The following is a 12101-nucleotide window of genomic DNA, read 5'->3' as shown; positions in this document are numbered from 1 at the left end:
CGGGCGGTGCCGGTGGAGGAGGACCGCACCCTGCGGGCGCTGGGTCTCGAGAAGGCGCCGCGCGAGCACCCGCTGCTGTATCCGGGCGCGTGGCCGCGGGACTCGGGGCTGCTGAACGGGGACCGGCTGCTGCCGCTGGACCGCCTGGTGTACGAGGACCGCGTACCCGTGCTCGCGGTCGGCTCCAACGCCTGTCCCGGCCAGCTGCGGCACAAGATGGCCGAGTCCGGGGTCATCACACCGGTGCCGATGGTGCGGACGCGGGTGACCGGCGTCGGCATCGGCGTCTCGGCGCACGTCAGCCGCATGGGCTACGTGTCCCACTCGCCGGTCCGCGCCCCGGGGACGGTACGGGAGCTGTTCGTCCTCTGGCTCGACGCCCCGCAGCTCGCGGTGATCGACGCGAGCGAGGGCGTACCGCGGCCGGACGGCAACTTCCACCGCGTCTGGCTGCCCGCGCCCGATGTGCGCGTGGAACTCGCCGACGGTTCCGCGCTCCCCGGCGCGTACGCGTACGTGAACCGCCACGGCGTGCTGCACGACGGCACCGGCGCCCCGCGCGCCCACCCGGGCCAGCGGGCGCTGCTCACCGAGCTGCTCGTGAACGTGCCCGGATTACGGGAGCTGTTCGGCGTCTCCCCCGAGGAGTTCTGCGCGCGGGCCCGCGCCGACCTCCGGCGGTGCGCGCGGGGCACCCGGCTGTTCGCGGAGGAGAAACTGGTGACGGTCTGCGGCCTGGAGCGGTACGCGGGGTCCCACCGGTACGGAGGTCCGGGTACCGGCGCGTCACCGGCGCCGCCCGTGTGGCGGGGGCACGGGTGACGGGTCAGGGCGGGGTGTCCCCGGGCTCCCAGCGCAGCAGGTCGCCCGGCTGGCACTCGAGCACTTCGCAGAGCGCGGCGAGGGTCGTGAAGCGCACCGCCTTGGCGCGGCCGTTCTTGAGCACCGCCAGATTGGCCGGCGTGATCCCGACGCGTTCGGCGAGTTCGCCCACGGACATCTTCCGTCTGGCCAGCATCACGTCGATGTCGACGGCGATCGGCATCAGATGACCCCGGCCAGCTCGGCCCGCATCCGCGACGCCTCGACGTCGCGCGCGACGGCCTGCGCCAGCAGCATCCGCAGGACGAGCACGACCAGGGCGATGCCCAGGATCGCCAGACCGGCCCCGCCCAGCAGCACCACGACGCCCGGGGCCACGGCCTCGCCGGGCGCGAGGAGCGCTCCGAGCGCGAACACCAGCAGCGCCGCGGCGACGAACGCGCCGATGACGATGTGCACGTAGCGGAAGGAGGCAGGGGAGAAGACGGTCCCGCGCCGCACCATCGTCACCAGCCGCCAGACACAGACCAGGACGATCTGGGCCGCCACCACGCCGAGGACCACGACGAGGAGGAACGGGACCCGCAGGGACGCGTACTCCGCGTCCAGCCCTTCGAGGTCGCTCGCCATCAGCGGCACCAGCACCGTCTGGACCCCCAGGGATCCCGCCAGCAGCGCTGCCATCACGGCGCGCAGCGCGAGCACGGTCAGCCGTCCCATCGCCCCTCCTTGAACCGAACCACGATGAAAATCTATCGAGATTCGATAGGTGGGGCAAGCGGGCGGCCGGGCTACCGCACGGAGGCCGTGCGGCCTCCCCGCCGGGGCGACGTGAAGCCCTCGAGACCGGAGCGGGACAGTCCGGACAGGCGTGCCACCTCGGCGTCGTCCAGGGCGCCGCAGTCCAGGCCGCGCAGCAGGTGCCCGGCGAGGGCCTTGGCGGTGGCGGGCTCGTCCATGACGTCGCCGCCGGCCCGGTCGACGTACCGGGCGAGACGGGCGGCGGCCTGCGCGAAGCCCTCGCGGTAGAAGGCGAAGACGGCCGCGTAGCGGGTGGGGAGGTGGCCGGGGTGCATGTCCCAGCCCTGGTAGTAGGCGCGGGCGAGGGCACGGCGGGTGAGGCCGTAGTGCAGCCGCCAGGCGTCGTGGACCTGCGCCGTGGGCCCGACGGGCAGGACGTTGGTGGAGCCGTCCGAGACGCGTACGCCGGTGCCCGCGGCGGCGACCTGCATGACGGCCTTGGCGTGGTCGGCGGCCGGGTGGTCGCTCGCCTGGTGCACGGCGGAGACGCCGAGGCAGGCGCTGTAGTCGAAGGTGCCGTAGTGCAGCCCGGTGGCGCGGCCCCCGGCGGCCTGGATCATGCGGGCGACGGTGGCGGTGCCGTCGGCGGCGAGGACGGCCTGGCTGGTCTCGATCTGGATCTCGAAGCCGATCCGGCCGGGTTCGAGGCCGCGCGCCTCCTCGAAGGCGCCGAGGAGCCGGGCCATGGCGGTGACCTGCTCGGGGTACGTGACCTTGGGCAGGGTCAGGACCAGCCCGTCGGGCAGCCCCCCGGCCTCCGCCAGACCGGTGAGGAAGATGTCGAGGGTGCGGATGCCCCGGTCGCGGACCGCGGCCTCCAGGCACTTCATGCGGATGCCCGTGTACGGGGCCGCGGTGCCGTCGCGGTACGCCTCGGCGACGATCCGGGCCGCGCGGGCCGCGGCCTCGTCCTCCTCGGCGTCGGGGCGGTTGCCGTAGCCGTCCTCGAAGTCGACGCGCAGGTCTTCGACCGGCTCGCGTTCCAGTTTGGCGCGGACGCGGTCGTACACGTCCTCGGCCAGGTCGTCGTCGAGCCCGAGGACGGCGGCGAAGGAGGCGGCGTCCGGGGCATGTTCGTCGAGCGCGGCGAGGGCCCGGTCGCCCCAGGCGCGCAGGGTGTCGGCGGCGAAGTCGTCACCGGGGACGTAGACGGTGTGGACGGGCTGGCGGGTGCCGGGGTCCCCGGGGTAGCGGCGCTCCAGCTCGGCGTCGACCGGTGCGAGGGAGGCGCCGATCTCCTCACGCACGGCGCCCGCGAGACTGGTCGCCACCCGCTCCTGCCGCTTCTGACCCATCCCATACCCTCCCGAGCTTCCGCGATACGGAATCAACAATCCGTTGAATGAAGCTATCGGGCTCCCTTCCCGCCGGTCAACACCCTCTTGCGACCCGCCCCACTCCCCCATCTCGCCATGTTCACATCCATCTGGCATCGTTTGTCCGTGCCGACTCGCAGCCGTGTCACGCGCCGTCTGGGACTGAAGAGCGCGCTCGCCGCCTCCGTCGTCCTCCCGCTCTCCAGTACAGCACTGCCGCCCGGGCCGGCCCCGGCGGACGAACGCCCGGGACGTCCGCTGCGGGTCATGTCGTTCAACCTGCGGTTCGCGAGCACGGCCGAGCCGAACAGCTGGGCCGCCCGCAGGCCCGTGATGCGGCAGTTGCTGCGCCGCGAGCGCCCGCACCTCCTCGGCACCCAGGAGGGCCTGTACCGGCAACTGCGCGACATCGGGGCCGACCTGGGGCCGTCGTACGACTGGATCGGCACCGGACGGGCCGGCGGCAGCCGCGACGAGTTCATGGCGGTCCTCTACGACACCCGGCGGCTCGCCCCGCTGAAGTACGACCACTTCTGGCTGTCCGACACCCCGGACGTGATCGCCTCGAACACCTGGGGCAACGCCCACATCCGCATGGCCACCTGGGTCCGCTTCCGCGACCTGCGCGCCGGCGGCCGGGAGTTCTGCGTCCTCGACACCCATCTGGACAACGCGAGTCAGTACGCGCGGGAGCGGGCCGCCGCCCTCGTCGCCGAACGCGTCCGCGGGCCGGCCCGCTCGCTGCCGGTGGTCGTGACGGGCGACTTCAACGCCGCCGCCCACGGCAACCCCGTGTACGACACGATGCTGGGCGCCGGGCTCGTCGACACCTGGGACGCGGCGGCCGAGCGCGGGGAGGCGTACGGGACGTTCCACGGGTACGGGCCGCTGGTGCCGGGCGGTGACCGCATCGACTGGATCCTGGTCACGCCCGGCGTCACGGTGCACCGGGCGTCGGTGAACACGTTCGCGGCCGGCGGCCGGTTCCCCAGCGACCATCTGCCGGTCCAGGCCTGTCTGACCCTGTGACACGCCGGGACCCCCGCGACCGGTGCGGTCGCGGGGGCCCCGTACGGCTCGGGGTGATCAGCCCTTGCGGGTCTTGATCTCCTCGGTCAGCTGCGGCACGACGTCGAACAGGTCGCCGACGACGCCGTAGTCGACCAGGTCGAAGATCGGGGCCTCGGCGTCCTTGTTGACGGCCACGATGGTCTTCGAGGTCTGCATGCCCGCGCGGTGCTGGATCGCGCCGGAGATGCCGGAGGCGATGTACAGCTGCGGCGAGACCGACTTGCCGGTCTGGCCGACCTGGCTGGTGTGCGGGTACCAGCCGGCGTCGACGGCGGCGCGCGAGGCACCGACGGCCGCGCCGAGCGAGTCGGCGAGCGCCTCGATGATCGCGAAGTTCTCCGCGCCGTTGACACCACGGCCACCGGAGACCACGATCGCGGCCTCGGTCAGCTCCGGACGGCCGGTCGACTCGCGCGGCGTGCGGCCGGTGACCTTGGTGCCGGTCGCCTGGGCGGAGAAGGTCACGCTCAGGGCCTCGACGCCGCCCGCGGCCGGAGCGGCCTCCACGGCGGCCGAGTTCGGCTTCACCGTGATGACCGGGGTGCCCTTGGAGACCCGGGACTTGGTGGTGTAGGAGGCGGCGAACACCGACTGCGTGGCCACCGGGCCCTCGTCACCGGCCTCCAGGTCGACGGCGTCGGTGATGACGCCCGAGCCGAGACGCAGCGCCAGGCGGGCGGCGATCTCCTTGCCCTCGGCGGAGGAGGGGACCAGGACGGCGGCCGGGGAGACGGCCTCGTGGGCGGCCTGCAGGGCGTCCACCTTCGGCACGACCAGGTAGTCGGCGTACTCGGCGGCCTCGTGGGTGAGGACCTTCACCGCGCCGTGCTCGGCGAGCGTGGCGGCGGTGTCGGCGGCGCCGTTGCCGAGGGCGACGGCGACGGGCTCGCCGATGCGGCGGGCCAGGGTCAGCAGCTCCAGGGTGGGCTTGCGGACGGCACCGTCCACGTGGTCGACGTAGACGAGAACTTCAGCCATGGGACTTCTTCTCTCCTGCTTGCGAAGGGTGAGGGGCGGGAAGCGAGTGGAGCCTCGTAGCTCAGACGAACTTCTGGCTCGCGAGGAACTCGGCGAGCTGCTTGCCGCCCTCGCCCTCGTCCTTGACGATCGTGCCGGCGGTGCGGGCCGGACGCTCGGCCGCGGAGACGACCGTGGTGTAGGCGTTCTCGAGACCGACCTCGTCCTCGTCGATGTCGAGGTCGGACAGGTCCCAGGACTGAACCGGCTTCTTCTTCGCCGCCATGATGCCCTTGAAGGACGGGTAACGCGCCTCGCCCGACTGGTCGGTGACCGACACGACGGCCGGGAGGGAGGCCTCGAGCTGCTCGGAGGCGGCGTCGCCGTCGCGGCGGCCCTTGACCGTGCCGTCCTCGACGGACACCTCGGACAGCAGGGTCACCTGCGGCACGCCCAGACGCTCGGCGAGCAGCGCCGGCACGACGCCCATGGTGCCGTCGGTGGAGGCCATGCCGGAGATGACCAGGTCGTAGCCGGCCTTCTCGATCGCCTTGGCCAGGATCAGGGAGGTGCCGATGGCGTCGGTGCCGTGGATGTCGTCGTCCTCGACGTGGACGGCCTTGTCGGCGCCCATGGACAGCGCCTTGCGCAGGGCGTCCTTGGCGTCCTCGGGGCCCACCGTCAGCACGGTGATCTCCACGTCGTCGTCGGAGTTCTCCGAGATCTGCAGCGCCTGCTCGACCGCGTACTCGTCCAGTTCGGAGAGCAGACCGTCGACGTCGTCCCGGTCGACGGTCAGGTCATCGGCGAAGTGCCGGTCGCCAGTGGCGTCGGGCACGTACTTCACGGTGACAACGATCCTCAAGCTCACGCCGGCTCTCCTACTGCATCGTCATTTCTGGTTGCCTGCCTGCAGGCAGCATAGGCGCCCGAAGCGGGCGGTCCCGGTCGGGGCGGCCCGCGCTCCGAACGAAATATTACTCGTCAGTACACCCAGTTCCTTCCCGCTAAGCAAGCGCTTTGAACTGTGACCTTCGCAACGCAGCGTAACCGGAACCCGACGGGCCCGCGACCAGGGGGGAGACCGTCTCAGTCGCGCAGGCCGCTGAAGCGCCCCTGGTGGTAGAGGAGCGGACGGCCGTGGCCGGTGGGGTCGCCGAACAGGACCTCGGCGATCACGATCCGGTGATCACCGGCGGGCACCCGGGCCACCACCTTGCACACCATCCAGGCCGGCACGTCGTCCAGGACCGGAACCCCCTCCGGCCCCTCCCGCCAGGCGGTGGGCGGACCGAAGCGGTCGGCGCCGCTGCGCGCGAAGGTCGCCGCCAGCTCCTGCTGGTGCTCCCCGAGGACGTGCACGCCGACGTGATCGCCCGTCGCGATCGCCGGCCAGCTGGAGCTCCCGGTGCCGACGCCGAAGGAGAGCATCGGGGGCTCGGCGGAGACGGAGGCGAGGGAGGTCGCGGTGAAGCCGACCGGACCGCGGCGGCCGCGCGCGGTGATCACGGCGACGCCCGCCGCGTGCCTGCGGAAGACGGAGCGCAACAGCTCGGGCGAGGCGGGCCGGGCGGTGCCCAGATCGGACGCGGCCGTCATGGAACCGTCCTTCCGCGGGAGGTGACGAACGGGTTCGCGGCTGCTCACCGGCCCGCTCGGCGCACACGCGCGGGGCGGGCGGCGGCCGCCGGGCGGCCGGGTACCCGCCGGTGGCGAAGGAGTTCCGAAGACATGGGGTCAGGCTGACGACAAGTGGCGGGCACAGTCAAGTCGGTCCCGTGATGTGGGAGACGCCTCACCCTGGGCCGGCCCTCACACCGCCTCCCCGAGCGCGGCGATCACATCGGCCCTGCGCGGCTGTCCGGTCGCGCGCCGTACGACCCGGCCGGCGGCGTCGAGGACCAGCACCGTCGGCGTCTTCACGATCTCCAGACGGCGCACGAGCTCCAGATGGGCCTCGGCGTCGATCTCCACATGGGCCACGCCCGGCACCAGTGCGGCCACCTCGGCCAGCACCCTCCGGGTCGCCCGGCAGGGCGCGCAGAAGGCACTGGAGAACTGCACCAGGGTGGCGCGCTCCCCCAGCCGGCCCTCCAGCCGGTCCGCCAACCGGTCCTTTGTCCCGGCCCACGGTTCCACCGCTCCGAGCCGTCGTCCGCCGTCCCGATCCCTCACTCGTCCGCTCCCACCATGGATCCGCCGTCAACGGCTTCCAGCGCTCCCGGGACCGCGGACATTCCCGGCCGGACGCACAAAGCCCGAGGTGGATCAAGGGTGGACGTGACGAGAATCTCGCCGCCGACGGGCACCAGGGCTGGTTCACCGGCCGTTCTTCGGGCACCATCTGCGACAAGCCGTAAAACCTACGGCTGCGTAACTTCGACTGGGAGCCTCCTTCCCAGCAGAAAAGGAAGGGTTCCGACCCGTCCATGGCAGACCTCGTCTACCGGCCCGTCGTCGGCTTCGCCCGCACCCTGTTCAAGGTGTGGGACCTCAAGATCGACTGCCAGGGGTCGGAGAACATACCGCGCTCGGGCGGCGCCGTGCTGGTGAGCAATCACATCAGCTACCTGGACTTCGTCTTCAACGGCCTGGCGGCACTCCCCCAGAAGCGGCTCGTCCGTTTCATGGCGAAGGAGTCGGTCTTCCGGCACCGGATCTCCGGTCCGCTGATGCGCGGCATGAAGCACATCCCGGTGGACCGCGAGCAGGGCGAGGCGGCGTACGAGCACGCGCTGCGGTCGCTGCGGGCGGGGGAGATCGTGGGCGTCTTCCCGGAGGCGACGATCTCGCAGTCGTTCACCCTGAAGAGCTTCAAGTCGGGTGCCGCGCGCCTGGCGCAGGAGGCCGGCGTACCGCTGGTCCCGATGGCGGTGTGGGGCACGCAGCGGCTGTGGACCAAGGGCCACCCGCGCAACTTCGGGCGCAGCCACACCCCGATCACCATCCGCGTGGGAGAGGCGATCGAGGCGTCCAGGGACAAGTACGCGGGCGCGATCACCCGGCAGCTGCGCGAGCGCGTGCAGGAACTGCTGGAGGCGGCGCAGCGCGCCTACCCGGTGCGCCCCAAGGATCCGGACGACACCTGGTGGATGCCGGCCCACCTCGGCGGTACGGCCCCGACCCCCGAGCAGGTCCGCGAGGCCGAGGCCCGCTGACACCCACCGGCCGGCCGTCTCGGGTTCAGAGCGCGGCGGGGAGCGTTCGCCACAGGTACGGCCGGTCGGGAGCGGCTTTGAGGGCGTCCAGTACGACCGGGTGCGGTGCGGCGTACAGCACCGGGTGGTCCGTCTCCTCGGCCGCCGGGTCGGGGAGGAAGGCCAGTCGCTCGCCGTCCAGGGAGAACCGCGCGTCCACCCCGGGCTTGTTGCCCCGGGGGTCCTGCCGGTGCCAGGCGCCGTGGAACCGCACGGCGACCAGGCCGTGCACGACGCCGAGGTTCTGGTAGCAGAGGGCGGTCGGGATGTCCTCGGCCCGCAGCAACGCGGCCAGCGCGTGGGCCTTGGCGTAGCAGATGCCGGTGCGCTGCTCCAGGACGTCGGAGGCGCGCCAGGTGACCCGGAGATCGCCGGAGTCCTGGGAGTGCGGAATGGTGTCGCGCACGAACTCGAAGGCCGCCTGCGCATATTCATACGAGTCGGCCACCCCGGCGGCAAGGCGTGCCGCCGTCTCGCGGACCAGTGGATGACGGTGGTCGATCGCCTCGTCGGCGGCCAAGTAGGCGGATAGGTCCGGGTTTTCCTGGATCAGCTGCATGCCGCCAGAGCATAGGTATGCGACCGACCCGCAGTCAATGCATTTCCAGTCGGCCGCATATCTATGCATGCACTGCTAGCGGGCCATCTCCTCCTTGAGCGCCGCCACGAACATGTCCACGTCGTCCTCGGTGGTGTCGAAGGCGCACATCCAGCGGACGTCGCCGGCCGCCTCGTCCCAGAAGTAGAAGCGGAACCGCTTCTGCAGGCGCTCGCTCACGTCGTGCGGCAACCGCGCGAAGACCGCGTTGGCCTGCACCGGGTGGAGGATCTCCACGCCGTGCACGGCGCGCACGCCCTCGGCCAGGCGCTGGGCCATCTCGTTGGCGTGCCGGGCGCTGCGCAGCCACAGGTCGCGGGCGAGCAGGGCCTCCAGCTGCACCGACACGAAGCGCATCTTGGAGGCGAGCTGCATGGACAGCTTGCGCAGGTGCTTCAGATGCCGGATGCCGTCCGGGTTCAGCACCACGACCGCCTCGCCGAACAGGGCGCCGTTCTTGGTGCCGCCCAACGAGAGCAGGTCGACGCCGGCCGCGTTGGTGAAGGCGCGCATCGGCACGTCCAGCGTGGCGGCGGCGTTGGCCAGCCGGGAGCCGTCGACGTGCACCTTCATGCCGTGCGCGTGGGCGTGCTCGCAGATGGCGCGGATCTCGTCGGGCGTGTAGACCGTGCCCAGCTCGGTGGCCTGGGCTATGGAGACCACCTGGGGCATCGCCCGGTGCTCGTCGTCCCAGCCGTACGCCTGCCGGTCGATCAGCTCGGGGGTGAGCTTGCCGTCCGGGGTGGGCACGGTGAGCAGCTTGATCCCGCCGACCCGCTCCGGCGCCCCGCCCTCGTCCACGTTGATGTGGGCGCTCTCGGCGCAGATCACCGCGCCCCAGCGGTCGGTGACCGCCTGGAGCGCGACCACGTTGGCGCCGGTGCCGTTGAACACCGGGAACGCCTCCGCGGTGGGGCCGAAATGGCTGCGGATCACCTGCTGGAGGTTCTCGGTGTACGCGTCCTCGCCGTACGCGACCTGGTGCCCGCCGTTGGCCACGGCCAGGGCGGCGAGCACCTCCGGGTGGACCCCGGCGTAGTTGTCGCTGGCGAAACCGCGGACGTCCGGGTCGTGATGACGACGCGCGTCGGTCCTCGGTGGGTTCACGGCTTCTCGGTCAGCCACAGACGGTTTCCGTTCACTTCCGCAGCGGGCTTGTCCCAGACTCCGACGATGGCCTCGGCCAGGTCCTTGACGTCCGTGAAGCCCGCGAACTTCGCGTTGGGGCGGTCGGCGCGCATCGCGTCGTGCACCAGCGCCTTCACCACCAGGATCGCAGCCGCCGACGTCGGCCCCCGCTCGCCCCCGGCCTTGCGGAAGTAGTCGGCCATGGCGAGCGTCCACGCCTCGGCGGCGGCCTTGCCGGCGGCGTAGGCGGCGTTGCCCGCGGTGGGTTTGGTGGCGCCGGCCGCGCTGATCAGCACGTACCGGCCGCGGTCGCTGCGCTGGAGCGCCTCGTGGAAGGCGAGGGAGGTGTGCTGCACGGTGCGCACCAGCAGCAGCTCCAGGAAGTCCCAATCGTCCAGGCTGGTCTTGGTGAAGGTCTCGCTGCCCCGCCAGCCGCCGACGAGGTGGACCAGTCCGTCGACCCGGCCGAACTCCTTCTCGGTGCGGGCGGCCCACTCGCGGGTGGAGTCCAGGTCCAGCAGGTCGACCGTCTCCCCGGTGACGGTGGCGCCGCCGTGCGCGTAGCGCGCCGCGTCGACCGCCTCCGCCAGCCGCTCCGGGTCGTTGTCGGAGCCGACGACGGTCGCCCCCGCCTCGGCCAGCCTGAGCAGTGCCGCCCGGCCCGCGGGTCCCCCCGCTCCGGCCACCGCGATCACCGCGCCGTCGAGCGCCCCGTTCCCCATGGTCCTCGCCTCCCGAGCCTGTTCCTGGTCGTCGGTGCCGTCGCTCACGCGGCGGCCCGCCCGGCACCGTCCGCCGTGATGCCCCGGGTGGAGGCGATCACGTTCTTCAGCTTCTTGGACAGTGCCTCATAGAACATGCTCAGCGGAAACTCGTCCGGAAGCACGTCATCGACGAGTTTGCGCGGCGGCTGCGTCAGGTCGAGGGCGTCGGGACCCTTGGCCCACGTGGAGCCCGGGTGCGGGGGGAGGTAGGCGGAGACCAGCTCGTACCCGGCGAACCAGTGGACGAGCTTGGGACGGTCGATGCCGTCGCGGTACAGCGTCTCGATCTCGGCGCACAGCCGGTTGGTGACCTGCGGGGCGCGCTCCCAGTCGATGGAGAGCTTGTTGTCGGTCCAGCGGACTACGTCGTGCTTGTGCAGGTAGGCGAAGAGCAGCTGGCCGCCGAGGCCGTCGTAGTTGCGCACGCGCTCACCGGTGACCGGGAAGCGGAACATCCGGTCGAAGAGCACCGCGACCTGGACGTCACGGGCCTGCGGGACGCCGTCCCCGGCCAGCTTCACGGCCTCCTTGAAGGCGGTGAGGTCGCAGCGCAGCTCCTCCAGGCCGTACATCCAGAACGGCTGGCGCTGCTTGATCATGAACGGGTCGAACGGCAGGTCGCCGTGGCTGTGGGTGCGGTCGTGGACCATGTCCCAGAGGACGAACGCCTCTTCGCAGCGCTTCTGGTCGTGCACCATCGCGGCGACGTCCTCGGGCAGTTCCAGACCCAGGATGTCCACGGCGGCCTCGGTGACGCGGCGGAAGCGGGCGGCCTCGCGGTCGCAGAAGATGCCGCCCCAGGTGAACCGCTCGGGGGCCTCGCGCACCGCGATGGTCTCCGGGAAGAGGACCGCGGAGTTGGTGTCGTAGCCCGAGGTGAAGTCCTCGAAGGTGATGCCGCAGAACAGCGGGTTGTCGTAACGGGTGCGCTCCAGCTCGGCCAGCCAGTCGGGCCAGACCATGCGCAGCACGACCGCCTCGAGGTTGCGGTCGGGGTTGCCGTTCTGCGTGTACATCGGGAAGACGACCAGGTGCTGGAGGCCGTCCGCGCGGCTCGCGGCCGGCTGGAAGGCCAGCAGCGAGTCGAGGAAGTCGGGCACCGCGAAGCCGCCCCCGGCCCAGCGGTCCAGGTCCTCGGCGAGCGCCTCGTGGTAGGCGCGGTCGTGCGGGAGCAGCGGGGAGAGCTCCTCGACGGCGCCGATCACGGCGCGCACCGCGCGCTCGGCGTCGGCGCGGTCCGGGGCTCCGTCGGCGTCGAAGTCGATCGAGCCGTCCTTGGACTGCCAGGGCCGGATCCGCTCCACGGCATCCTTGAGCACGGGCCACGCCGGGTGCTCCACCACCCTGGTCGCCGAAGGAACCTGCCCCTCGGCACCCACCTGCACAAGAATTTCCGTCATGTCTCATCCTCCACAGGAGAACCTCGCGTATGGAGACCGTATACATA

At 71.7% G+C, this 12101-nt stretch carries 14 protein-coding genes; 3 read left to right on the top strand and 11 right to left on the bottom strand.

Annotated elements, in window-relative coordinates; translation table 11 throughout:
- Nucleotides 1-6 precede the first annotated feature (6 nt).
- Nucleotides 7-822: a hypothetical protein gene (locus AB0A94_RS34615; protein WP_361750415.1), complete on the top strand. Its 816-nt coding sequence runs from the start codon at nt 7-9 to the stop codon at nt 820-822.
- A gap of 4 nt (nt 823-826) precedes the next feature.
- Here AB0A94_RS34615 and AB0A94_RS34610 read toward each other — a convergent pair whose 3' ends face one another.
- The 3 genes from AB0A94_RS34610 to AB0A94_RS34600 form a co-directional block, all read right to left on the bottom strand.
- The gene (locus tag AB0A94_RS34610; RefSeq protein WP_361750413.1) at nt 827-1045 is read right to left on the bottom strand and encodes a helix-turn-helix transcriptional regulator; all 219 of its coding nucleotides are present in this window, start codon (nt 1043-1045) and stop codon (nt 827-829) included.
- Nucleotides 1045-1542, bottom strand: a complete 498-nt coding sequence (locus tag AB0A94_RS34605; RefSeq protein WP_361750411.1) for a DUF2975 domain-containing protein — start codon at nt 1540-1542, stop codon at nt 1045-1047. The genes AB0A94_RS34610 and AB0A94_RS34605 overlap by 1 nt, the downstream gene beginning before the upstream one ends.
- 71 nt (nt 1543-1613) lie before the next feature.
- Entirely contained in the window at nt 1614-2918 is a 1305-nt protein-coding gene (locus AB0A94_RS34600; RefSeq protein WP_361750409.1) for an aldolase/citrate lyase family protein, read from the bottom strand.
- A gap of 147 nt (nt 2919-3065) precedes the next feature.
- Here AB0A94_RS34600 and AB0A94_RS34595 point away from each other — a divergent pair, with 147 nt between their 5' ends.
- Nucleotides 3066-3968: an endonuclease/exonuclease/phosphatase family protein gene (locus AB0A94_RS34595; RefSeq protein WP_361750408.1), complete on the top strand. Its 903-nt coding sequence runs from the start codon at nt 3066-3068 to the stop codon at nt 3966-3968.
- Between the two features lie 57 nt (nt 3969-4025).
- On the opposite strand, the gene AB0A94_RS34590 is transcribed toward AB0A94_RS34595, so the two are convergent.
- The 4 genes from AB0A94_RS34590 to AB0A94_RS34575 all read right to left on the bottom strand — a co-directional run bounded on the left by AB0A94_RS34590 (nt 4026) and on the right by AB0A94_RS34575 (nt 7106).
- On the bottom strand, nt 4026-4988 hold the full coding sequence (locus AB0A94_RS34590; protein WP_361750406.1) for an electron transfer flavoprotein subunit alpha/FixB family protein: 963 nt from the start codon (nt 4986-4988) through the stop codon (nt 4026-4028).
- A 61-nt stretch (nt 4989-5049) separates the two neighbouring features.
- Nucleotides 5050-5838, bottom strand: coding sequence for an electron transfer flavoprotein subunit beta/FixA family protein (locus tag AB0A94_RS34585; protein ID WP_361750404.1), 789 nt, complete (start codon nt 5836-5838; stop codon nt 5050-5052).
- 218 nt (nt 5839-6056) lie between these two features.
- Entirely contained in the window at nt 6057-6566 is a 510-nt protein-coding gene (locus tag AB0A94_RS34580) for a flavin reductase family protein (protein ID WP_361750402.1), read from the bottom strand.
- Between the two features lie 213 nt (nt 6567-6779).
- Entirely contained in the window at nt 6780-7106 is a 327-nt protein-coding gene (locus AB0A94_RS34575) for a thioredoxin family protein (protein WP_361750458.1), read from the bottom strand.
- A 290-nt stretch (nt 7107-7396) separates the two neighbouring features.
- Here AB0A94_RS34575 and AB0A94_RS34570 point away from each other — a divergent pair, with 290 nt between their 5' ends.
- Nucleotides 7397-8125, top strand: coding sequence for a lysophospholipid acyltransferase family protein (locus AB0A94_RS34570; RefSeq protein ID WP_361750400.1), 729 nt, complete (start codon nt 7397-7399; stop codon nt 8123-8125).
- Between the two features lie 25 nt (nt 8126-8150).
- On the opposite strand, the gene AB0A94_RS34565 is transcribed toward AB0A94_RS34570, so the two are convergent.
- The 4 genes from AB0A94_RS34565 to AB0A94_RS34550 form a co-directional block, all read right to left on the bottom strand.
- The gene (locus AB0A94_RS34565; RefSeq protein ID WP_361750398.1) at nt 8151-8723 is read right to left on the bottom strand and encodes a transglutaminase family protein; all 573 of its coding nucleotides are present in this window, start codon (nt 8721-8723) and stop codon (nt 8151-8153) included.
- Nucleotides 8724-8798: 75 nt separating this feature from the next.
- Nucleotides 8799-9869, bottom strand: a complete 1071-nt coding sequence (locus AB0A94_RS34560) for a low specificity L-threonine aldolase (protein WP_361750396.1) — start codon at nt 9867-9869, stop codon at nt 8799-8801.
- Nucleotides 9866-10612, bottom strand: coding sequence for an SDR family NAD(P)-dependent oxidoreductase (locus AB0A94_RS34555; protein WP_361750456.1), 747 nt, complete (start codon nt 10610-10612; stop codon nt 9866-9868). The genes AB0A94_RS34560 and AB0A94_RS34555 overlap by 4 nt, the downstream gene beginning before the upstream one ends.
- Before the next feature lie 44 nt (nt 10613-10656).
- Complete coding sequence (locus AB0A94_RS34550) at nt 10657-12054, bottom strand: DUF6421 family protein (protein ID WP_361750394.1); 1398 nt, start codon at nt 12052-12054, stop codon at nt 10657-10659.
- Nucleotides 12055-12101: the final 47 nt, after the last annotated feature.

This window comes from Streptomyces sp. NPDC044984, assembly GCF_040646935.1.
GTDB lineage: Bacteria > Actinomycetota > Actinomycetes > Streptomycetales > Streptomycetaceae > Streptomyces.
The sequence above is the reverse complement of the archived record's forward strand: the minus strand, read 5'-3'. Positions and strand labels throughout refer to the sequence as shown.